The organism is Anaerocolumna sp. AGMB13020 (assembly GCF_033100115.1).
Classification (GTDB): domain Bacteria; phylum Bacillota; class Clostridia; order Lachnospirales; family Lachnospiraceae; genus Anaerocolumna.
The window spans coordinates 514,700-537,680 of record NZ_CP136910.1 but is presented as its reverse complement, the minus strand read 5'-3'; the positions used below and the strand labels follow the sequence as shown (position 1 = coordinate 537,680).

Below are 22,981 nucleotides of genomic sequence, written 5' to 3'. Positions count from 1 at the left end.
CTCCGAATTTAGAATTTTTTGCCCATTAAGGCTGCAAGGGGGCGGAGCTCTTCACAAAGCTTATCAAATTGAGGGAATGTGAGAGACTGAGGACCGTCAGATAAAGCGATTGCAGGGTTTGGATGGGTTTCCACCATAAGACCGTCAGCCCCAACTGCAACAGCACTCATGGAGAGTGGTTTCACATAGCTTCTTACGCCGCAGGCATGACTGGGATCTACGATAATGGGAAGATGGCTTTTGGCCTTTATAACCGGTACGGCGCTGATATCAAGAGTATTGCGGGTAGCGGTTTCGAAAGTTCTGATACCTCTTTCACATAATACCACATTTGGATTTCCTTCTGCAATAATATATTCAGCAGCATTAAGCCATTCATCGATGGTAGCAGATAAGCCTCGTTTTAATAATACCGGAAGTCCGGTTTTGCCTGCCTCCTTCAGCAGATAGAAGTTTTGCATGTTTCTGGCACCGATCTGCAGCATATCTACGTATTTTACGGCAGATTCAATGGCAGCAAGACTGGTAACCTCACACACAACAGCAAGTCCGGTTTCATCCCTGGCTTCTTTCATAAACTTAAGGCCTTCCTCCTCAAGCCCCTGGAATGCATAAGGTGAGGTTCTGGGTTTGTAAGCACCGCCTCTTAGAATTTGGGCACCAGCCTTTTTGATAGCATGTGCGGTTTCAAAAAGCTGCTCCCTGCTCTCTACGGCACAGGGACCGGACATAATAACAAGCTCATCGCCTCCGATTGTAGCATTACCGACTCTAACGACACTGGGTTCAGGATGGAATTTTTTATTGGCAAGCTTATAGCTTTCGGTTACGGCTACCACACGGTCAACGTCTTCCGCTATTTCTAAATTTTGATCCTGTAATCTGGATTTGTCTCCTACCACACCGATAATAGTAACTTCATTACCTGCTGACAAATGGGGAGTGAGTCCTTTCCCTTCAATTATTCTGATAATATTATCAATGGACTCCTGTTTTGCATTTGGTTTCATTACGATAATCATATAGCCTCCATTTAATGTTTTATCCTTCTGTTCATCAGCTCTGCGGGCAGGATATTTTCACTGGCTTATAAAAGGTAAAATATTCTGACCTAATCTGTGAACAGTTATAGTTATTCGTTCTTATCTATTGTACTCCTATCTGACACATATGTCAATACTGCAAAACATTAAAGTGTAACAGTTTAAAGTGTAACGGTTTAAAGCGTGAACAAGACGGAAAAGCAAGGTATATATGAAGTTTCTATACATATAGTAGAAGAAGAACTTGGTTTCGTTTATAAATTTGTAGAATAAAAGAAAAAATAGCTGTAAAAAGACGTTTTGATATAAAATGTGCTGATAAAAATATATAATACTTCATTAATAATGTCAATTACATATAAAGTGGTTGTAAAATCAGACTAGTTTTAGTAAAATATAGCTATAATACAATATAAGTTGAATGAGGTTTATAATTGCTTGAATTAAAAGCGTTTCAGGTAAAAGTTACATATGTCTGGATAGACGGAGTTCAACTTATATCGATTTATAATAAAATAGCAATGGAGGAAAAAAGAATGAATGTTTACACTTCGGAAAAAATTCGTAACGTTGTTTTGTTAGGCCATGGTGGCTGCGGTAAGACTACTTTGGCAGAAGCTATGGCATTTTCAGCAGGAATCACAAAGCGTCAGGGAAAAGTAGAAGAAGGTAATACCATTAGCGATTATGATAAGGAAGAGATCAAAAGACTTTTTTCTATCAGCACTTCTGTTATCCCCATTGTCTATGAGGATACAAAGATTAACATATTGGATACCCCCGGTTATTTTGATTTTGCAGGAGAAACAGAAGAAGGACTTCTTGCTGCTGATGCTGCAGTGATTGTGATATCAGCCAAAGCAGGTGTGGAGGTAGGAACCGTAAAGGCATGGGAATATTGTGAGAAGTATAATTTACCCAGAATGTTTTTTGTTACAGATATGGATGATGACAACGCCAGCTACAGACAGGTGGTGGAGGAACTTACCAATCGTTACGGCAAAAGAATAGCTCCCTTTCATATACCGATTCGGGAGAATGAGAAGTTTGTAGGTTTTGTTAATGTAGTAAAAATGGCAGGAAGAAGATTCACCTCTATGGGCAAATATGAGGAATGTGACATTCCCGAATATTCCATGGAGAATTTAAATAAATTCAGGGAAACCTTATTAGATTCTGTTGCAGAAACCAGCGAAGAGCTGATGGAGAAGTATTTTTCCGGAGAAGAATTCACTGCTGAAGAAATATCCTCTGCCTTAAGAGAGAATGTTATAGGTGGAAATGTAGTTCCGGTATTAATGGGTTCCGGTATCAATGCCCAGGGGCCTGCCATGCTACTTCAGGCAATGGAAAAGTATTTCCCGGCACCGGTAAAAAGAGAGTGTAAAGGAACAGCAGTAAAAACCGGTGCCTCCTTTCCGGCAGACTATAAAGAAGAGCTGCCTATGTCAGCCAAGGTATTTAAGACCATTGCCGACCCTTTTATCGGCAAATTCTCACTGATAAAAATCTGTTCCGGTATTCTGAAATCGGATTCGTCTATTTTCAATGCAGAAAGAGAAACAGAGGAGAAGATATCCCGTCTGTATATTCTAAGAGGGAAAGAGCAAATTGAAGTGAATGAACTTCATGCCGGAGATATCGGAGCTATCGGTAAACTAAGCAATACCGTAACCGGAGATACTCTTTCAACCAAAGCTTTTCCTGTATTATTTGATAAACCGGTGATGCCGGTTCCTTATACCTCCCAAAGATTTAAAACGAAAAATAAAGGGGATGACGACAAAGTGTCCCAGGCCCTTGCCAAACTCATGGATGAAGACCTGACCCTAAAAGTGGTTAATGATAAGGAGAACAGGCAGACCCTTCTCTATGGTATCGGGGATCAGCAGCTTGAAATTGTAGTAACAAAACTGTACAATAAATATAAAGTTGAAATTGAGATTATGAAACCCAAGGTTCCCTACCGTGAAACCCTGCGTAAGAAAATCAAAGTACAGGGCAAATATAAGAAACAATCAGGCGGTCACGGGCAATACGGAGATGTGCATATTGAGTTTGAACCTTCCGGTAATACAGAAGAGCAATACGTATTTGAAGAGAAGGTTTTCGGTGGTGCTGTTCCAAGGAATTACTTCCCGGCTGTAGAAAAAGGTATTGCAGAGTGCGTTGTAAAAGGTCCTTTGGCAGGTTATCCGGTAGTAGGGTTAAAGGCTACTTTGGTTGACGGCTCCTATCATCCTGTAGATTCCTCTGAAATGGCTTTTAAAATGGCAACGATTCAAGCTTTTAAACAGGGATTCCTTTCGGCTTCACCCGTTCTTTTAGAACCGATAGCAACTCTTAAGGTGCTGGTACCGGATAAATATACCGGTGATATTATGGGGGATCTGAATAAAAGAAGAGGAAGAGTGCTTGGTATGAACCCTGAGGCCTTGGGAAAACAAGAAATAACAGCCGACATTCCTCTGTCAGAGCTTTATGGATATTCCACAGACTTAAGATCCATGACCGGTGGTGCGGGTGACTTTTCCTATGAATTCAACCGTTATGAACAGGCACCGGGAGATGTTCAGCAAAAAGTAATTGATGAAAATGAGAAAGAATTGATGGCAGCTGGTGAATAGAGGCTGATTTTTATATAAACTTTTGCTCCGTAACTTTCCGCGAATGATACTGGAAAGTACGGAGCCTTTTATCTTGCTGGTTTAAGTGTCCTCTTCTTTTGATTGTCCGGCAATAGGCTGATAGGCAATTAAAACAACAGGATTTTCTGATTTCCTGCTTAATTCGTTTTCTAAAGTTGTAATTGCTTGTACATCTTCACTGGATATGGAGGCAATTGAATAATTCTCATAATAGTTCTTATCCATAACTCATTACTCCTTTTTTATTTTAGTATTACCATAGGAAGTTAATTTATTGCGTTATTATGTAAGTATTCAACTACTTCTTCCGAAAGAATAAAAGATACCGCAGTCTTTTAAGCCGAACGATAAGTGATATTCGTATAAAGACTGTGGTTTAACCATGAAAACATAAATAAAGTTGTCGACGAACGCTTAAAAGTGGGGTATACTTAGTAGGCGTCATAAATAACATAAAAGTTGATGAAATACCCGATAATAAGCGAGGATATAGATGATAAAAGATTTTTTACCTATTTGCAGAGAAGACATGGATAAAAGAGGTTGGGAACAGTGCGATTTCGTATATATTACAGGGGATGCCTACGTTGACCATCACTCCTTTGGACCGGCAATCATAAGCAGGGTTTTGGAGAGTAATGGATTTAAGGTAGGCATCATCGCCCAGCCTGACTGGAAAGATGAAAAGAGCATACAGATTCTTGGAGAGCCAAGACTTGGCTTTTTGGTAAGCGGCGGTAATATGGATACCATGGTAAATCATTACACTGTTGCCAAGAAAAAGAGAAATATGGATTATTATACGCCCGGAGGCGTTATGGGAAAACGTCCCGACAGAGCAACCATATGTTACAGTAATCTCATACGAAAGGTTTATAAGAATGCGCCTATTATCATAGGCGGAATAGAAGCCAGCTTAAGAAGACTGGGGCATTATGATTACTGGAGTGATACGGTAAAGCGTTCTATTCTGCTGGATTCCCAGGCGGATTTATTGTCCTACGGTATGGGAGAGCGATCCATTGTAGAAATTGCAGAGGCTTTAGACAGCGGACTTGCTGTTTCTGATATCACCTTTATAAATGGTACAGTCTATAAGGCCAGAAGCCTTGATTCCGTCTATGATGCAGAGAATCTCCCGGATTATGGGGAAATCGTGAAAAGTAAATTGGAATTCGCAAAAAGTTTTAATATTCAATATTGTAATACGGATCCCTATTCCGGTAAAAGGCTGGTGGAGAAGTACAAAGAGACAGAGTATGTGGTTCAAAATCCTCCTGCGAAGCCACTGACTCAGGCAGAAATGGATCGTGTATATTCTCTTCCCTATATGAGAGATTATCATCCTTCCTACATTCCGTTAGGGGGAATCCCGGCCATTGAGGAATTGAAATTTTCCTTAGTCAGCAACAGGGGATGTTTTGGTGGCTGCAGCTTCTGTGCCCTTACCTTTCATCAGGGAAGGATAATACAGACCAGAAGTCATGAATCCATTATGGCTGAGGCGAATCACCTTATATGGGACAAGGATTTTAAGGGTTATATTAATGATATCGGCGGACCTACAGCCAATTTCCGGCATACTGCCTGTGAAAAGCAGAACAGTAAAGGTGCCTGTGTGAATAAGCAGTGCCTTTTTCCCACACCCTGTAAGAATTTGAAGGTAGATCATAAGGATTATCTTTCCCTGTTAAAAAAATTGAGAGAACTCCCGGGGGTTAAGAAAGTATTTATCCGCTCCGGCATCCGATTTGATTATCTTATAGCGGATAAGGATGAGACCTTTATGAAAGAACTTTGCGAGCACCATATAAGCGGCCAGCTTAAAGTTGCTCCCGAGCATATTAGTGACAGTGTACTTGATTTGATGGGAAAACCCAAAAATGCAGTATATGAGGAATTCAAGAAGAAGTATAAGAAGACCAATGAAGAACTGGGTAAGAAGCAGTTCGTAGTACCTTATCTCATGTCCTCGCACCCCGGTTCTACTATAAAAGAGGCAATTGCTCTGGCTGAGTACTTAAGAGATTTAGGGTACATGCCCGAGCAGGTACAGGATTTCTATCCTACGCCCTCCACCATATCCACCTGTATGTATTATACTGGTTTGGATCCCAGAAACTTAAAGCAGGTTTATGTACCAAAAACACCTCATGAAAAAGCCATGCAGAGAGCCTTGATACAATATCGTAATCCCAAAAACTACGATCTTGTGGAGGAAGCACTAACCTTGGCTGGAAGACGGGATTTAATCGGCTTTGATAAGAAGTGCCTTATCAGACCCAGGGGAAATGCCTATTCAGGATATAGAAAAGAGAAAGGTTCTGATGGCAAGCAAGGGCTGTCCAGAGGAAGAAGTACGGAAAACAGACAGCAGACAGGCAGCAGATCTGTAAAGAACCAGCAAACCAGCAATCAGTCAGGCAAAAATCAACAGGAGAAGACCCAAGCTGCAAAATATCAGCAGGAGAAGAACCAACCTGTAAGGACCAAACAGAGCAAGAACCAACAGAATAGGAATCAAACTGTAAATAGCCAATCGACAAAGCAGCATACTGCAAATAATCAGACGGTTAAGAACAGGGGAACCCAAAAGGCTGGTATGGCAAATAACCGATCTGTCTTAAAGAAGGACAGTAATCACGGAAATAAGAAACAAGGTCAGAAGATTACTAAAAAAAGATAAAAAATCAGAGTCCAGGCTTTTGATATTTATTATATTTAATAAAATAATTGCATAAAGAAAGACATATAACCGGATGCTTCAGAGAAATCAGGGTGCGTCAAAAAACTAAGGATGTATGTCTTTCTTTTATCTTTTGATAGCTTGTGTTTATATAACATAGCCTGTATAAGATTATAATACGAATAAAAAGCAATCATCACAAGGATTAATCTTTTCTGGAATTAATACATAATAGAGGAGGATGAAAGGAATGAGATACTTTTTGGGGATTGATTTGGGTGGTACAAATCTGGTTGTAGGACTGGTGGATGAAGAGTACAAATTATTGGATAAGGATAGTATTCCTACGAGAGCAGGTGGTACCTCGGATGAACTAATCACAGATATACGTTCTCTTGCCGATCAGATTCTTCTCAGAAACAAACTGAAACTTTCAGATATAGAATCTGTTGGTGTAGGTGTTCCGGGCACAGCAAACTGGGATACTGGTATGATTGAGTTTGCGAACAACCTTGCTTTTTGTGACGAACCTTTCTTACCGGTTCTTACTGTTGCATTTGAGGGGACGAAAGTATTCTTTGACAATGACGCCAATGCAGCAGCCTGGGGTGAATATCTTGCTGGCTCAGCCAAAGGTTCTGATTCCATGGTAATGATTACTCTCGGAACTGGTGTAGGAGGTGGCATTATTTTGAATGGGAAAATCTTTGAAGGTATCAATTATGCTGCAGGTGAGCTGGGACATATGGTGATTAAGGCAGACGGAAAATACTGCAACTGCGGACGCAGAGGGTGTTTGGAGGTATATGCATCTGCAACTGCACTTGTTGAACAGACCAGAGAAGCCATGAATGAAAATAAGTCATCTGTACTTTGGGAACTTTGCCAGGGAGAAATAAGCAAGGTTGAAGGCAAGACGTTATTTCAGGGAATTTCGCAAGATGATGCAACCGCAGAGAAGGTACTTGAGAATTTTATTATCTATCTTGGGGCCGGTGTAATAAATATCATTAATATTTTTCAACCGGATATTATCTGTATCGGTGGAGGAATCAGCAATGCCGGAGAGGTACTTGTTGAACCGCTAAAAGAGCTCGTTAAAAAAGAAAGCTACTCCAGGACCTCCAAAAAGCAGCCGGAAATCGTAACAGCAACACTTAATAATGATGCCGGCCTCATTGGTGCAGCAATGTTACATCTTTGTGACGTTCATTAGCAGGAATAATCAAGCCTGAATTAGAGAGTTATAAGTACAGAATAAAACTGAATTGATACATAAACAAACGGTTGAGTTAATAATGTGTTAGCAGGAGAACTTTGCTATACCATTTTATTAATTTCAATCGTTTTTTCTCCTATAGGATTATATATAGAACTTGTAACAAAGAATTCAATAGTTACAAGATAAACATACATAATGCAATAAATGCAATATTTAGCTGAAATAAAAGCAATTAAAGCATAGATATGGATACTCTGGCTTGTTATAATCAAACTGTAAAGGAACAAGAAACGGGATGTTGGTTTTGCTTTTGAAAATGAGGCGGCATAGGCTGTCTCATTGTTTTGGGAGAAATGAGGTAAAGTATGTCAAAGGAATCAAAATTCTTTTCAATCTTAGCAGACATGGCCTGGAGCACTGTCAATAATAAGGGTTTTCAGGCCAAGGAGTTGAACAGCAGTAAATTTACGGAATTAATTTTATGGTTGGAAGAGTTTGCTGTATATAGTGGTTATAATTATGAGGAAAAGCCAGGAAATAAAGAGATAGGAATCCTAAAGCTAAAAGCAGTAGGGGAACAAGGAGAAGGGCTCCTTTGTCAGGTTAAGCTATTTCCTTCAACGGGTGGAGGTACCCCTGCTGATAACTATCTGGACAATGGTGAATTGCACATGTACAGGGAAATGACCAATGAGCAGGGAATATTGGAGAAGAGCTACCCCGCCGGACAATACCATCTGGAAATCACAAGAGGTTCTGAATATCCTGTCTATTGGCAGAAACTTGTTATAGAAACGGGGAGAACCACGCAAGTACTTCAAAAGCTGGAATCTATTGTTAATTTAAAAGAAAAGGGTTGGTACTGCGGTGATTTGCATCATCACAGTATATACAGCAGCCCGGTTTACGGCGGAACCGATCCTGTAGTGGAAAGTCCTATGGAGGTGTCGCACTCAATGAGAGCTTTAGGACTGACCTTTGGGGCTTTAAGTGACCATCATAATACATTAAATCATACAGAGTGGGAGCGAACTGGAACGGAGGAGTTCACACCGCTGATTTCAAAGGAGATATCTACTTCAAATGGTCATGTAATGTCATTGGGTGTTAAAGAAGATATGATATATCAAATACCGGATGATAAACATAGGAATGATACTTACCTGAGAGAAGAATTTATCCGGATAACAGATAGTATCAGAGAAGCAGGAGGGCTGGCGCAGATTAATCATCCGAGAGACCACAGCAGAGCCATTAGCTGGAACCCTGCTTTTAATGATATTATTACCACCTTTGATACGATGGAAATTTGGAACGGCTCCAATCCAATGTATCCGGGAACGACCAATCATAAGGCCTTTCGTTTCTGGTTGGAATTGTTGGAGCAAGGTATCTATCTGCCAGCTACAGCAGGCAGTGACACTCACAATATTTTAGCCAATGATTACGTTCAACTATACGGCAAAATAAGATGGCTGGAGAACCTTATACGAGATGGCAGACTTAAACTGCCAGAGGGTATACTTTCCCTGTCAGAGAGTTTTCTCAGTCTTTGCGAGAAAGAACTGATGGTATTTGAAAAATGGGTTAAATGTAATCTTGGCAGTGGAGGAGTCAGAACTTATACTTATCTGAGTGGTGAGAAAAACGGATTCAGAATACTTGACAGTCTAAGAAAAGGGAGGAGTTATCTTACTAATGGACCTGTTCTGATACCGGATATTGATGGGACCTATCCCGGCAATACGTATATTTTACATAATAAAATTGCCGATATAAACCTTAAGCTTCTGGCAAACCGTCCTTTAGAACGGATAAATCTTTATAAAAACAATAATATAAAAGAAGTTATATCCTTAGAGGAAACGAGATGCATTAATGGTTGTTTTGATTACAGCTTTACACTTTTTCATTATTCCCTGGAGGAGGTCCGCTGGATTGTTATTCAGGCAGAAAGTGATTGTACCAATATGGCAATAACAAACCCTATTTTCATAAAGCGGGCTGAGGAGGTATAAGGACTTGATAAAGATAATGTACCAGAATAATAGAGAAACAGACGCGAAATTAAACGCAATGGCAGAAAACTTTATCAGAGAATATGATGGATTCATACCCACTTTGGAATTTTAGGACAAGAATATGGATGACCTTCTGATGCCTTAGCAGCAATTATTTGATTCCATACACGGGAGAATTGATAAGCTAATAGAAAGAGTAAGCCAGTAGAAATAGTAAGCTAATAGAAAGAGTAAGCCAGTAGAAAGAGTAAGCTAATAGAAAGAGCAAGCAGGTAGAAAGAGTAAACAATAGATAGAGTAAACAATAGAAAGAGTAAACAGATAGAAAGAATAAGAAGATACGCGGGTTTAGGAGAGTGTTATAATGGAGAGATATAAGAGGCATATTGTCCGGTCAGCGGATAAAAGAGTATCAGATTTTCTGAGAAATCAGGTAAAGGCTTCAGGAAGACCTGATTTTGGGGGGCTTCAGGGAGATATCATTGAAGCAAAGCCGACGATATATGTGCTGACCACTGCAATATCGGTATATTTTAATACGGACAGTAAGTATTATCACAATGAAGAATTGCTAAAGGCTGTAAATCTGGCCATGGATTTCGTTATTAACTGTCAGAGGGAAGATGGGGGATTCGATTACCCCTCCTGCAATTTCAAATCTGCTGCAGATACCGCTTTTTGCTTTAAAAGGCTTATTGCAGCATATCGAATTCTATTACAATACGATAAGAATAACAGTACAAAAATTCTAAAAGATAAATATTTCACTGTATTAACGAAAGCATTGGACACCATCGTCTCAGGCGGTTTTCATACACCAAACCACAGGTGGGCAATATGTGCAGCCTTGCTTCAGGGAGTGGGACTGACGGAGGAGCCTTTAAAAGCTGAAAGGTATAGAACCAGAGCCAGTGAGTACCTTGCAGAAGGAATTGATGGCAACGAAGACGGAGAATATGCAGAGCGTTCTACGGGGAATTACAATGCAGTCGTTAACAATGCAATGATAGCCATGTATGAAGAAACCGGGGAAGAAAAATACCTGGGATATGCCATAAGAAATCTTCATATGATGTTAACCTACATAGATCCGGACGATACTATATTTACACAGAATTCCACCAGACAGGATCAGGGAAGGTCTGATTATGCGGATAAATATTTTTACCAATACCTTTATATGACCAGCCTAACTTACGACCAAAGTTTTGATGGAGCTGCCCATAAACTAATCAGAGATAATATGGAACGAGGAGGACTCGCTCCTGATTGCCTTCATATACTGATGCTTCATGATGCGATGATGAATTATCAGTTCAAAGATTATGGCTTTCTTACAGAATATCGTAAATTCTATCAGGATGCAGGTGTTATGAGGGTAAAGACAGAAAAGTTCGCTTATACCATAATTAACAATAAAAGCACCTTCTTATTTATGAAAGCAGGAGATACGCAAATCTATGTTAAAATAGGTGAAAGTTATGGGTCTGTCAGAAACTTTATACCCCAAAATCTTGCGGTAAAGGAGAAGGAATTTATTCTGACTGCAGTGGCTGAAGGTTCTTATTACCAGCCATTTAAAAATTACTCCGGTACCAGTGACTGGTGGAAAATGGATCACACAAAAAGAGAGATATTAAAAAACAGTGAAATTAAGATTACAGTAACCATAAGGGAATTATCAGAAGGCCTGGAGTTTGGGATGCGGGCAGAAGGCTTGGAAGGTCTGCCCTTAAGACTGGAAATCTGCATACCTTCAGGTGCCATATTGGAAAATGAAACAATGTATATGAAGGCAGAAAAGGGTGCCGATATGATTTTGAAGTCAGGATATCTGGAGATAGAGTATAACGGAAGACAGTTTATACTTGGACCGGGTTTTGGCAGCCATAGTTTTAAAGGGCATTACTCAGGGGAAGAAGTAAATACAGAAGGTTTTACCATATATCTGAATGAATATACACCCTGCGAAAAAACCGTCACACTTACATTAAAAAATAAGGATACTTTAAGGAAAGAAATTCTTTAAACAGGAGTTTGGCAAAACAGAGAATGCTGTATTATGGCTGCCGGATGGCATGAGTCATTGGCCGGTTACATATCTCCATCCCCTTGTGAACAACCTTTTTTATACCTTTAAACAACAAGACTTATTCTGTTATACGAAAAGAAACCATAGCCTTTGCATCCTTGTCCGTTCGATACTTTGAGGGTGAAAGACCACAGTATTTTCGAAAAGTGCGATTGAACTGGGAGAAGCTGGAAAAGCCACAGGATTCTGAAATATCTGTTATCCTGGTATCGGTAGACAGAAGCAGCTGCTGGGCAGTTCTTATTCTAGTCATCTGGATATAGTTGTTTAAGGTAAAGCCGGTAATCTTTTTAAATTGGTGCGACAAGTAATAACTGCTGATATAGAACCGGGAAGACAAGACCTCTAGTGACAAAGATTCTTTGTAATGTTCATGGATATAGGAGGTAATAGAGTATATTTTGTTGATCAGATTATCAGCAGAGGAATGAACAACATAGGTATTCTGGTCCTGATAGAGATAGATCTTTGTCAGGAATTCCATGAACTTCGTATGAATCAGTAAATTATTAATGGGGGTCTTCTTTTTGGATAGTATGAAGATATCATTAAGGGTATGAAAGAGGTCTTCTTTATAGGAGCCTTCGAACCGGTAGATAGGAACGATTTTATCAAAGAGGGAGAATAAAACGGTAAGATCCTCTGCAATGCCCTCAAGTTCCATAGGCAGATTAAAATTAATAATAAGACGCTTCTTAGGTGTACCATGAGGATATTGGGTCTTATGTAGCCGGGAAGGCCTTAAGGCTACGATATCACCGAATTGGAGGTCATATATATCCCCTTCTATGATATGGTCTGCGGATTGGTCAAGAAAGATACAAAGCTCATAAAACCTGTGAAAATGTTGGAACTCCATGTTAATGTTATAGGAACGGTCATCGTAATCAATGAAATAAAAAAAAGGGTCCTCTGGTTTATTTATTTCTACCAGATGGCATTTTTCATAAAGAATCAGATTATCTAACAGCATCAGCTCATTTCCTTTCAAATAGATTCTAAGGTGTACTTATAAAGTCTTGAAATAAGTATATTGTACAAAAGCAATAAATGCAATATAAAAGGCAAAATACGCAAAAGAAGCATAGTTTTAGGTGCAATTACTTGCTATACTAAAGTTAACAATCAAAGTATATAAATTTAGGAGACAGATGAAAGGATACTAACAATGCTTAAGGAAGATGCATTTATACAATTAAAATTAAATGTGCTGATAGAGAGCTTTCAAAAAGTGCTTTATGAGGATGATACGGATTTTCTGACAAATATGAAATCCAAGAACCTTGCAGGAGACGATATTACGAGGTACCGTTACTGGGAATGGACACAGGGCATTGGGCTTTTTGGGTTTTGGAAGCTGTTTGAAAGAACAAGAGAAGAGAAGTATCTGGATTTGATTCTCAAATATTACAACGAGCAGATTGATAATGGGCTTCCATCTAAAAATATTAATACCTGTGCCCCGATGCTGACTTTGTCTTATGCAGCCGAGTACACGGGGAATCCTGTGTTCCATGCAGTCTGTGCTGAATGGGCTGAATGGATAATGAAGGGGTTGCCGAAAACCAAAGAAGGAGGTTTTCAGCATATTACCTCTGATACCTTAAATAATCAGGAGCTCTGGGATGATACGCTTGTTATGACAGTGCTTTTTCTTGCCAATTATGGAAGAATATTAAATAAACCTGAATATATAGAAGAAGCCAAATATCAGTTTTTAATACATGTAAAGTATCTTACTGATAAAAAGACAGGTTTATGGTATCATGGCTGGACCTTTCATGGAAACCATAATTTTGCGGAAGCCTTGTGGGGTAGGGGGAATTGCTGGGTGACAATCGCAATACCTGAATTTTTAAATATGGTGAATTGCGAAAGCAGTATACAGCGATTTCTTCTGGAGGCATTAAAAGCACAGGTAGAGGCTTTGGAAAAATACCAGGGAACAAGCGGTATGTGGCATACCTTAATAGATGATAATACCTCGTATACAGAGTCCAGTGCAACCTGTGGTTTTGCTTATGGAATCTTAAAGGCAGCACACCTTGGGCTTATTGACAATAGCTATAAAAAATGTGCATACAAGGCCTTGGAGCCCATTCTTTCAAATATTACCGGAGAGGGTATGGTGAACCAGGTCTCCTATGGAACTGCCATGGGAAGAGAAAATAAACAGTTCTATAAAGAAATAGCAATCCGCTCCATGCCCTATGGACAGGCACTGGCTATCCTTTTTCTGTTGGAAATAACAGAAGATTTGGGAAGGGATGGAACTGCAAAGCTATGAGAAAAAAAGCTGTCGTATTTATCAGCTTTATGATAATTATGATTGTAATGGGGGCAAGTGACAGCCTGCGAGGAATCTTTGCGGTAATGTTTCGTGAACATTTTGAACTGTCCGCATTTCAGATATCCTTGATAATTACCGTAAGTTACCTGGGGAATCTTATATTTCTGTTTTTTGGAGGAGCTTTCCTTGACAGGTATCATAAGAAAAAGGCATTGCTGGCAGTAATAAGTATATGGATATGCGGAGCTGCTTTGTTTATCTTAACTGATAGTTATGTGCTCTTACTAATTGGTATGTTTTTCTGTATGGGAGCCTCTACTCTTATTAATACTACTATAAATATTCTGGTACCGGCGGTTTTTGCAGCTTCGCCGGGGATAATAGTAAATATTCTTTTCTTTCTTCAGGGAGTTGGTACCAGTACCAGCCAGAATTTAGGCGGAAAGCTTCCAGAGAGGTACGCTTCCTGGCAAGGAATGAATCTGTTTCTTGCTGTGCTTGCAGTGGTTGGGTTGATTTTTCTGCTGCTTGCGGATATTCCGGAGGTCAGGCAGGAAGATAGGAAGAAAGTATCTTATCAGGACATTTTGGTAGCACCGATTTTTTGGAGCCTGACCTTGATTTTTGGCTTCTATTTTATCGCAGAACATGGAATACTTAACTGGCTGCTGCTTTATGGAATGAATGAGCTGGCATTATCCTCCGGGCAGGCTTCTAAGTATCTGTCTTTGTTTTTTGGGGGGATTACCCTGGGAAGGCTAGTATTTGCGCCGGTTGTACAAAAATTAGGCGTGAAGAAAAGTATTACAGTATTTGGAGGAGTGGGTACCGTAGGTTATATAACCGGGATTCTGGCAGGCAAGCCGGGAATTATACTATTAAGCTTGTCTGGCCTTGGGATATCGATTCTTTACCCTACTCTGGTACTTATGATACGGCTTTTTTACGAGGAAGACAGGATAGCTACAGCAACCGGGGCTGTTATCAGTCTTGCTACTTTATTCGATATTGCTTTTAATATGGCATTTGGAAAATTGGTGGATATTTATGGACTACAGCTATCGATTATGATACTGCCCATTAGTATGGCGGCATTTTATATTAGTTATATGATTTTTGTAGGGTGTAAGAAAAAGGAAGTTATATAATTACAGGAGTATTGATTAGATGGAACATATCAGGTATTCGGCTGTTACAGATAATATGCGAAAGCATTATCAAAGCAATAATATGACACCATTCATTTCCTTTTCTCCCTATTATAGGATAAACGTCTGGCCAGGGGAGTATCCTCCTGATACTGTTTCATAACAGACAGGCGTAGCATACTAGTTAATAGAAATACTACGCCTAATTCCTCTTAACATTCTGAGTATAGAGAGCAGATACTGCCAGAAGAGAAATTTACCTGATGCAGTACTTCAATTCTTGTATACATAATTACCGGCTGGCATTCACAAAAGCAGTAAACAGCTTCTTTGCTCCTTCATTAACCCGGAAGAGATGTTCCGGATGCCATTGAACGGCAAGAAAGAACGGGTGGTCTCTTAAATACACAGCTTCTACCAGTCCATCCCTCGACCTTGCAGCCACTTCCAAACCAGGGGCTACATCCTTGATGCCCTGGTGGTGAAAGCTGTTAACCATTAAGGTATCTTCCTTAAGAATGTCGTAAAGAAGAGAATCCCTTTCGATTGCTACACTATGTGAAAGAACAGTACGACCGGATTTCTGAGAATGGCACAGTTTTAATTCTCGTTGGAATTGAGCAGTAATGTCCTGAAATAAGGTACCTCCAAAGAATACATTCAGTACTTGTATTCCGCGGCAGATTCCAAAAACAGGCTTGCCGGTATCAATTGCAAGGTTAAAAATTGCTTCTTCCATCTGATCTCTGTCAGGGTATACCACATCACATTCCTCAAGGGTTTCCTCGCCGAAGCGGAAGGGATCGATATCCGGGCCTCCTGTAAAAAGGAAACCATCGCATACCGAAACTGCTGTCTTTAGTGCTTCTTCATTAGCTTTCAGAGGAAGAAGAAGAGGAACTCCACCTGCATCCAAAATAGCTTCCAGGTACATGGAAGCTATGCAAAGCTTATTATTATCGGGTTCGTAGTGGGGGGTAACACCTATAACAGGGATTTTCATTTTAACCTCTATTCTTGCGCACGTTCTTTGCGCATACCAAGTTTGTGGTGCGCAAGCACAAACTTGCGGTTGAAGATTTTATTTTTCAACCGAACCAGTATCCTCTCGAAAATAGCAAATCTTTGAATTTGATATTCCTGAATACGTAGTTGAAAAACAGTTATTTGATTTCTTCCTGATTCCCATTTCTGAACTGGCGATACACGGATTTAATTGGATGTTTGTTGAGAATAATCGCTGGTATCTGGTTACTCGATTGTTATAGTATATGACGCGTTAAAGCTTTTGCTAACTTCTAATTTATTTCCCCATTTACGTTCTTCCAAGGAACCGTTGAAATTATCGGAATCACATCTTCCGTACCAGGGTTCAATACATACAAAAGGTGCATTTTTACCCGCTGGTGACCAAAGACCGAACAAAGGAGCATCAAAAGCAACAGTAACATAGGGAGTCTTATCGGGTTTTAAAAGAGAGACTCTGTGGGACTGGTTATTTTCAATTATTAGAGCATCATCTTTAAAAAGCTTTGAACGAATAGGCAGAATTCCCTGCTCTGTTGTGAGTAAGCCAGGTTCTTCCGCTGTTACAGTCAGTCCAAACTCATTGATTTTCGTAACAAGAAAAGGAGCTTTTTGATCAAAGGAAAAATAGTAATCTTCCTGTCGGTCTTCTTTGTTTAAGGGACAGAAAAAGGCAGGATGTGCACCAATTGAGAAATACATGGTATCCTTGCCGTTATTGATGACTTCCCAGGCAACCTCAATTTCTCTGGCTGTTAAAGTGTATTTTATGTTAAGGATAAAAGGGAAAGGATATACTTTTAGTGTAGCTTCTGTAGATTCCAGGCTAAAGGTAATAGAATTTTCAGTTGCATCAGATACATGAAAATCCATATCTCTGGCAAAGCCATGTTGTGACATGGGATAAGCAATTCCTTTATAGTTATAGCTCTTATCCTTTAAGCTTCCTACAAACGGGAAAAGAACAGGAGAAGAACGCTTCCAATAAGCAGGATCTGCATTCCATAAATAATCTTGTCCGCTTACTTTATCAAATATTGCAGTCAGCTCTGCACCTGTTTCATGGATTTTCAAAGTTAATTCATCATTTTCTAATACATGTAATGTCATAATAACCTCCGGTTCAATTATATTCTCAAGGCCCTTTAAGATCTATAGGACAGAGATATTCATAGTTCAATAAGCAAAGTTAGCTTTTATTTTAACACGGAAAAACTATTTATACCATACATTACATAAAAATCAAGGCTGATGTGTTTGGGTATTTCAAGTATAGCTGTGTGAAATGTATACAAAAATTCGATATTATTTTTATGAGATGTGTCAATGGTAAAGGCTTAATAATTTTATTATAATAGCTTTACATTCAAAGTTTGTTACTGTTCAATCAGGCAAGACTTACATCTATCGGTGTATTTCTTGTCTTTTTTATTTATTAAGTTTCATTTAAGAAGAGTGTATACTAGCTGGAGCAATTCATACGGAAGCACAACCTTAAGGATTAAAGGGGAGTAACAGAATTCGCTGATATCGTTGGACAGAAAGTAGGCAGATTATGAAGATCGTACGTATATTAAATAATAATTCAATCGTGGCAAGGAATGAGAAACAGCAGGAATATGTGCTGTTTGGTTCGGGTTTGGGATTTCAAAAAGCCAGAGGAGATACGGTTGATGAATCGAAAATAGAAAAGAAATTTGCTCCCACAGATGATAAGGTAATCAGCCAGTTTGTAGAGTTGGTAAATAATATATCGATGGATTGCATTTTGTATTCCCAGCAAATAATTGAGGATGCTAAAGTAAAATACGGAAAAAAACTGGTAGACACCATTTACATCTCCTTGCCGGACCATATATCCAATGCAATTGAGAATGCCAGAGGCGGTATCTATGTCAGGAATCCCCTCCTTCATGATATCAAACGCTTCTACAAGGATGAATTCTCCATTGGTATTTCTGCCTTGGAACTTATCCACCAGAAGACAGGAATTGAATTACCTGAAGATGAAGCTGCTCATATAGCCTTGCATTTTGTGAATGCAGAAATAGGTGAAGGCAAGGCCACAGCCATTAAGCTGACGGAAATAATGCAGGAAATCTCTAATATTGTAAAAGATTATTTCAAAATTGAATACGATGAAAATTCCTTAAATTATTATCGATATATAACGCATTTAAAATTCTTTGCACAGAGAATCTTAAATAATACAAATTATCCGGAAGGGGATAAGGATGTTCTTGAACTGGTGATTAATAAATATAAGAAGGAATATGAATGTGTTGTGGAAGTTAGCAGATTTATAGAGGATAAATTTGGATATGTATTAAGTTCGGATGAGTTATTATATCTGACAATTCATATTTCACGAGTAGTAAATAAAGTGGATTAGTTGTTAACCATGGTATTACGATATATAGGTGTGTAAGGAAAGCAATGTTTATGAGATTGTTATGATTAGGTTCAGCAAGACTCGGAGAAAGCAGCAGGGTAAATTTAACTATTTACTTTAAGAGCTGTTTTTTTCGGGTCTTTTTATATAAAGTTATCGAGTAAGGAATAATTAAACATTACTTGAATATCAAAGAAAAGTTTGATATATCACGAAAAGGGATAGGTTGAAAAATAAATTTTTCAACCGCAAGTTTGTGCTTGCGCACCACAAACCTGGTATGTGCTAAGAGCGTACGCAAGAATAGAGGTTAAAATGAATTATATTAATTTGGCGTCCGAAATTCTGAAATATGTAGGCGGTCAGGAAAATGTAATTAGTGTTACAAATTGTATGACACGTCTTCGTTTTCAATTAAAAGATTCCCAAAAAGCAAAGGTAGAAGCTATTAAAAATCTGAAAGGGGTACAAGGTGCCGTTACAAAAAACGGACAGTTTCAGATAATCATTGGCACAGATGTAAGTCATGTATGTGAGGAGCTTCAAAAGCTGGGACATTATGTTGACAATGCCAAAACGGTTGAGGAAGCTAAAAAGCCCCGAACTCTTAAAAAAGTAAAATTAATACTAGGTGCACCCTTAAGCGGGCAGGTTATTAGTCTGTCCGAGGTTTCGGATGAAGCCTTCTCTCAGGGAATTTTAGGAAAAGGTGCTGCGATCCTTCCGTTAGAAGGCAAGGTTTATGCACCTGACAGCGGTAAAGTTGAGACAGTATTTGAAACAAAACATGCTATTGGACTTGTCAGTGATGCAGGCGTTAAAATACTGATTCATGTGGGAATGGATACGGTAGAACTTGGTGGAAAATACTATGCAGCAAAAGTAAAACAGGGTGAAAGAGTTACCAAAGGTCAGCTGCTGCTGGAATTTGATATGGAGGAGATCCAAAAAGCCGGTTATGATATAACAACTCCAATAATTGTTAGTAATCCAGAGGATTATCTGGAAGTGCTGGTAACGGATAAGGATACAGTCAGAGCAAAAGATGATTTTCTGACCATTTTACCTTAATGAAATTAGTTTATGAATGAATTCTAAGTAGGAAAGCCAGCTAATTCGGCTTTATTATAAAAAGAAAAGTTTCGCTTGATATAAGAAAGGGATTGAAAAGGATGGCAGCCATTTAACGGAGGAGCCCTGACTTAGGCTGTACCAATCATGATTATTTGTTGTTAAAGTGTATATATTTAGATAGAAAGATATATGCCTATAAAATTATGGAAGAAAAGAAAGGCCGCATTGTAAGCGGGCATAGTAAAACTATGACAGGGAATTAACATGAAAAAATTTAATTATGTAATAACAGACTCAATTGGTATCCATGCAAGACCAGCAGGTCAGCTTGTGAAACTTGTGAAAGACCTGGAGGCAGCAGTAACAATTGAAACAGAAGGAAAAACAGCTGACTTAAAAAAGCTGATGGCGGTTATGTCCTTGGGAGTAAAAAATGCGGCCGCCGTAACAATTACTGCAGAAGGAACAGATGAAGAACTGGCAATAGAAAGACTGGAAGAATATTTTAATGCTAATTTATAAAATATCTGCAAATTACAGTAATTATGGGTTATGAAAGGCTGATAAATGAAGAATTATAGTGGAAAGTCAATATATAATGGTATTGCCATTGGGAAAATTTTTTATTACGAAAAAGAAGAACAAGTAATAAAAAGAGAACAGATTGAAGATGAGAACAAGGAAATCATACGCTTTAGACAAGCAAAAGAACAAGCCCTCAGGGAGCTTCAGGAGCTTTATCAAAAAGCCTTAAAAGAAGCCGGTGAAGAAAGTGCAGCTATTTTTGAAGTACATGCCATGATGTTGGAAGATGAGGATTACATCGACTCTGTATTAAACATGATATCCCAGGAAAAAGTGAATGCAGAATACGCAGTTAATCAAACCGGTGAAAATTTCTCAAAGATGTTTGCTGAATTGGAAGATGAATATTTTAAAGCGAGAGCAATTGACATAAAGGATATTTCTGAAAGAATAGTTTCCTGCTTATTAAAGAAACAGGTAAATAAAGATACCTGGACAGAACCAGCTATTATTCTGGCAAAAGATTTATCCCCCAGCGAAACTGTTCAAATGGATAAATCCAGAATACTCGGATTTCTCACTGAACTGGGGTCTGTTAATTCTCACACTGCAATTTTAGCAAGAACCATGAACATTCCAGCCCTGACAGGTATTCCTGCAGTATCAGAATTAAATGGTAAAATGGCTGTTCTGGACGGTTATTCGGGTACGCTGATTATCGAGCCCGATGATGAAGTGCTGTCTGAGATGAGAAAGAAACAGCAGGAGGATATAGAGAGCAGCAGGAGCTTGCAGAAGCTTAAGGGGCAGGAGACGAAGACCTTAGACGGAAGAAAAATCAATCTCTATGCCAACATCGGAAGTGTAGAGGATGTGTCTAAGGTACTTGAAAATGATGCAGAAGGAATCGGTCTTTTTCGAAGTGAATTCCTCTATCTTGAGAAAAATACTTTTCCCACAGAAGAGGAGCAGTTTAATGCCTATCGCAGCGTTCTTGAAAAAATGGATGGTAAAAAGGTAATTATTCGTACATTGGATATCGGAGCAGATAAGCAGATTGATTATTTCAACCTGGAGAAAGAAGAAAATCCTGCAATGGGTTACAGAGCCATCAGAATATGCCTTGACAGAACGGATATCTTTAAAACGCAGTTAAGAGCTTTGCTCAGAGCAAGTGTATATGGCAATTTAGCAGTAATGTATCCTATGATAATATCTGTAGAGGAAGTAAGGCAGATTAAAATCATTGTAAGTGAGGTACAGAAGGAGCTGACAGAACAGGGCATCGCTTATGGTGAAATAGAGCAGGGCATTATGATAGAGACTCCTGCCGCAGTTATGGAAAGTGATGTTCTGGCGCAAGAAGTGAGTTTCTTCAGTATTGGTACAAACGACCTGACACAGTATACATTGGCTATTGACCGCCAAAACCCTAAACTGGATGCTCTCTATGACGCCTGCCACCCGGCAGTTCTTAAAATGATTCAAATGGTAATCAACAACGGACACAAAGAAGGCTGCTGGGTTGGAATCTGCGGAGAACTTGGTGCTGACCTTACGATGACGGAAACATTTATTAATATGGGAATAGATGAATTATCCGTTTCCTCTCCATTCATATTACCGGTCCGCAATGCAGTTAATAATATTCGTAAGCAGATATAAGAAGGAAATATAAAGAGAAATAAATATAAGAGGATATAGCAAGATTAAGTATAGCAAGAATTAAATATAGCAAGAATTAAATATAGCAAGAATTAAATATAGCAGAATTAAATATAGCAAGAATTAAATATAACAAAGAATTAATACAACTAGAAGTAATATAAAAAAGCTGATATACCAAGCTGTTATAGCTAGAATTAGTTTTGGCAAGCTATCAATATAACAAGTAGTAGATGTAATAAGAAGCAGATATTGCAAGATATTGATATCTGAAGAACCAGAGCGCTAACAAAAAGTAATGTAATTCTTAAACACCCTTATAAATGGACGAATTGAATTCCAGCCTGGAATCATTCGTCCGTTTTTATGGTTCCATATGAATATTATTACTGGTAGCTTCACAACCTGAATATAACGTAATAGGAGTCTTGCCAACAACTATTCATATCTGATATAATTGTGAGAAAAGCTATGGGAAAAACCAATTGCTGAAATCGGAAAGAGAGGATAAGATGATTCATATTTTTTACCCGGATGAATCTGCGGATTCCGCTTATGAAATAGATTACGCTGACCTGTATAAAAAAGGGTACAGAGGGATTCTGTTCGATATAGATAACACACTTGTTGAACATGGTAAAGACGCGGATGATAAAGCGAAGAAACTGATAAGAGAGTTGGTGGAGTTAGGCTTTAAAGTCTGTTTTATATCCAATAACAGTGAAGAAAGAGTAAAGCGATTTAATAAAGATCTCCATCAAAGTTATGTTTTTAAAGCAAATAAACCTGCCAGAACAGGATATTTAAAAGGTGTTAAAGTTCTGGGAACGAATCTGAAGAATACCGTATTTGTGGGCGATCAATTGTTCACGGATGTTTATGGAGCAAGAAGGGCAGGACTGAAGAGTTACTTTGTCAAGCCGGTGGGAAAGGACATTGAAATTCAGATAATTCTTAAGCGTTATCTGGAGAAAGTCGTGTTATTCTTTTATAAAAACTTACACAAAAAGAGAAAGTATATTCATAAAAAATGAAATATGGATTTGACTTAGATCAGGAAACTCTCTATGGTGTAGAAATCTCAATTTATTAAAGCTTAGTTATACTAGAGAGAAGAGGGCTATTCGTCAAATATATAGAGAGAGAACA

Annotated in this window: 17 protein-coding genes; 12 read left to right on the top strand and 5 right to left on the bottom strand. The window is 38.7% G+C overall.

Annotated features, from left to right (window positions below):
• Positions 1–8 precede the first annotated feature (8 nt).
• Positions 9–1,022 carry a 3-deoxy-7-phosphoheptulonate synthase gene (aroF, locus tag R2R35_RS02250; RefSeq protein WP_317732870.1) on the bottom strand — a complete coding sequence of 338 codons (1,014 nt, stop codon included), beginning with the start codon at positions 1,020–1,022 and terminating at the stop codon, positions 9–11.
• Between the two features lie 557 nt (positions 1,023–1,579).
• Between aroF and R2R35_RS02245 the strand changes: the two genes are divergently transcribed.
• On the top strand, positions 1,580–3,670 hold the full coding sequence (locus R2R35_RS02245) for an elongation factor G (RefSeq protein WP_317734729.1): 2,091 nt from the start codon (positions 1,580–1,582) through the stop codon (positions 3,668–3,670).
• Positions 3,671–3,751: 81 nt separating this feature from the next.
• On the opposite strand, the gene R2R35_RS02240 is transcribed toward R2R35_RS02245, so the two are convergent.
• Entirely contained in the window at positions 3,752–3,916 is a 165-nt protein-coding gene (locus R2R35_RS02240; RefSeq protein ID WP_317732869.1) for a hypothetical protein, read from the bottom strand.
• A 268-nt stretch (positions 3,917–4,184) separates the two neighbouring features.
• Here R2R35_RS02240 and R2R35_RS02235 point away from each other — a divergent pair, with 268 nt between their 5' ends.
• The 4 genes from R2R35_RS02235 to R2R35_RS02220 all read left to right on the top strand — a co-directional run bounded on the left by R2R35_RS02235 (position 4,185) and on the right by R2R35_RS02220 (position 11,649).
• Positions 4,185–6,377: a YgiQ family radical SAM protein gene (locus R2R35_RS02235; protein ID WP_317732868.1), complete on the top strand. Its 2,193-nt coding sequence runs from the start codon at positions 4,185–4,187 to the stop codon at positions 6,375–6,377.
• Between the two features lie 250 nt (positions 6,378–6,627).
• Complete coding sequence (locus R2R35_RS02230; protein ID WP_317732867.1) at positions 6,628–7,593, top strand: ROK family protein; 966 nt, start codon at positions 6,628–6,630, stop codon at positions 7,591–7,593.
• Positions 7,594–7,964: 371 nt separating this feature from the next.
• A complete protein-coding gene (locus R2R35_RS02225; protein WP_317732866.1) occupies positions 7,965–9,617 on the top strand; it encodes a CehA/McbA family metallohydrolase in 1,653 nt (550 codons plus the stop codon).
• A gap of 367 nt (positions 9,618–9,984) precedes the next feature.
• The gene (locus R2R35_RS02220; RefSeq protein ID WP_317732865.1) at positions 9,985–11,649 is read left to right on the top strand and encodes a hypothetical protein; all 1,665 of its coding nucleotides are present in this window, start codon (positions 9,985–9,987) and stop codon (positions 11,647–11,649) included.
• A gap of 121 nt (positions 11,650–11,770) precedes the next feature.
• Here the strand turns inward: R2R35_RS02220 and R2R35_RS02215 are convergent, their stop codons facing one another.
• On the bottom strand, positions 11,771–12,685 hold the full coding sequence (locus tag R2R35_RS02215; RefSeq protein ID WP_317732864.1) for an AraC family transcriptional regulator: 915 nt from the start codon (positions 12,683–12,685) through the stop codon (positions 11,771–11,773).
• A gap of 195 nt (positions 12,686–12,880) precedes the next feature.
• Here R2R35_RS02215 and bglB point away from each other — a divergent pair, with 195 nt between their 5' ends.
• Positions 12,881–13,999, top strand: coding sequence for a beta-galactosidase BglB (gene bglB / locus R2R35_RS02210; protein WP_317732863.1), 1,119 nt, complete (start codon positions 12,881–12,883; stop codon positions 13,997–13,999).
• Positions 13,996–15,150 carry an MFS transporter gene (locus R2R35_RS02205; RefSeq protein ID WP_317732862.1) on the top strand — a complete coding sequence of 385 codons (1,155 nt, stop codon included), beginning with the start codon at positions 13,996–13,998 and terminating at the stop codon, positions 15,148–15,150. Before bglB ends, R2R35_RS02205 begins: the two co-directional genes overlap by 4 nt.
• 292 nt (positions 15,151–15,442) lie before the next feature.
• On the opposite strand, the gene R2R35_RS02200 is transcribed toward R2R35_RS02205, so the two are convergent.
• Together R2R35_RS02200 and R2R35_RS02195 are read right to left on the bottom strand one after the other, a co-directional pair.
• A complete protein-coding gene (locus R2R35_RS02200) occupies positions 15,443–16,153 on the bottom strand; it encodes a gamma-glutamyl-gamma-aminobutyrate hydrolase family protein (protein ID WP_317732861.1) in 711 nt (236 codons plus the stop codon).
• Positions 16,154–16,401: 248 nt separating this feature from the next.
• The gene (locus R2R35_RS02195) at positions 16,402–17,286 is read right to left on the bottom strand and encodes an aldose 1-epimerase family protein (RefSeq protein ID WP_317732860.1); all 885 of its coding nucleotides are present in this window, start codon (positions 17,284–17,286) and stop codon (positions 16,402–16,404) included.
• A gap of 445 nt (positions 17,287–17,731) precedes the next feature.
• Between R2R35_RS02195 and licT the strand changes: the two genes are divergently transcribed.
• From licT to R2R35_RS02170, 5 genes are all read left to right on the top strand, one after another.
• Entirely contained in the window at positions 17,732–18,568 is an 837-nt protein-coding gene (gene licT / locus R2R35_RS02190) for a BglG family transcription antiterminator LicT (RefSeq protein WP_317732859.1), read from the top strand.
• 315 nt (positions 18,569–18,883) lie between these two features.
• Positions 18,884–19,639 carry a glucose PTS transporter subunit IIA gene (locus tag R2R35_RS02185; RefSeq protein ID WP_317732858.1) on the top strand — a complete coding sequence of 252 codons (756 nt, stop codon included), beginning with the start codon at positions 18,884–18,886 and terminating at the stop codon, positions 19,637–19,639.
• A 267-nt stretch (positions 19,640–19,906) separates the two neighbouring features.
• Positions 19,907–20,164, top strand: coding sequence for an HPr family phosphocarrier protein (locus tag R2R35_RS02180; protein ID WP_317732857.1), 258 nt, complete (start codon positions 19,907–19,909; stop codon positions 20,162–20,164).
• 45 nt (positions 20,165–20,209) lie between these two features.
• Positions 20,210–21,832, top strand: coding sequence for a phosphoenolpyruvate--protein phosphotransferase (gene ptsP / locus R2R35_RS02175; protein WP_317732856.1), 1,623 nt, complete (start codon positions 20,210–20,212; stop codon positions 21,830–21,832).
• Between the two features lie 512 nt (positions 21,833–22,344).
• The gene (locus R2R35_RS02170) at positions 22,345–22,866 is read left to right on the top strand and encodes a YqeG family HAD IIIA-type phosphatase (RefSeq protein ID WP_317732855.1); all 522 of its coding nucleotides are present in this window, start codon (positions 22,345–22,347) and stop codon (positions 22,864–22,866) included.
• The last annotated feature ends 115 nt before the right edge of the window (positions 22,867–22,981 follow it).

Coding starts and splice junctions, on each gene's coding strand:
- aroF (WP_317732870.1), bottom strand. CDS start 1,022: ATGATTATCGTAATGAAACCAAATGCAAAACAGGAGTCCATTGATAAT.
- R2R35_RS02245 (WP_317734729.1), top strand. CDS start 1,580: ATGAATGTTTACACTTCGGAAAAAATTCGTAACGTTGTTTTGTTAGGC.
- R2R35_RS02240 (WP_317732869.1), bottom strand. CDS start 3,916: ATGGATAAGAACTATTATGAGAATTATTCAATTGCCTCCATATCCAGT.
- R2R35_RS02235 (WP_317732868.1), top strand. CDS start 4,185: ATGATAAAAGATTTTTTACCTATTTGCAGAGAAGACATGGATAAAAGA.
- R2R35_RS02230 (WP_317732867.1), top strand. CDS start 6,628: ATGAGATACTTTTTGGGGATTGATTTGGGTGGTACAAATCTGGTTGTA.
- R2R35_RS02225 (WP_317732866.1), top strand. CDS start 7,965: ATGTCAAAGGAATCAAAATTCTTTTCAATCTTAGCAGACATGGCCTGG.
- R2R35_RS02220 (WP_317732865.1), top strand. CDS start 9,985: ATGGAGAGATATAAGAGGCATATTGTCCGGTCAGCGGATAAAAGAGTA.
- R2R35_RS02215 (WP_317732864.1), bottom strand. CDS start 12,685: ATGCTGTTAGATAATCTGATTCTTTATGAAAAATGCCATCTGGTAGAA.
- bglB (WP_317732863.1), top strand. CDS start 12,881: ATGCTTAAGGAAGATGCATTTATACAATTAAAATTAAATGTGCTGATA.
- R2R35_RS02205 (WP_317732862.1), top strand. CDS start 13,996: ATGAGAAAAAAAGCTGTCGTATTTATCAGCTTTATGATAATTATGATT.
- R2R35_RS02200 (WP_317732861.1), bottom strand. CDS start 16,153: ATGAAAATCCCTGTTATAGGTGTTACCCCCCACTACGAACCCGATAAT.
- R2R35_RS02195 (WP_317732860.1), bottom strand. CDS start 17,286: ATGACATTACATGTATTAGAAAATGATGAATTAACTTTGAAAATCCAT.
- licT (WP_317732859.1), top strand. CDS start 17,732: ATGAAGATCGTACGTATATTAAATAATAATTCAATCGTGGCAAGGAAT.
- R2R35_RS02185 (WP_317732858.1), top strand. CDS start 18,884: ATGAATTATATTAATTTGGCGTCCGAAATTCTGAAATATGTAGGCGGT.
- R2R35_RS02180 (WP_317732857.1), top strand. CDS start 19,907: ATGAAAAAATTTAATTATGTAATAACAGACTCAATTGGTATCCATGCA.
- ptsP (WP_317732856.1), top strand. CDS start 20,210: ATGAAGAATTATAGTGGAAAGTCAATATATAATGGTATTGCCATTGGG.
- R2R35_RS02170 (WP_317732855.1), top strand. CDS start 22,345: ATGATTCATATTTTTTACCCGGATGAATCTGCGGATTCCGCTTATGAA.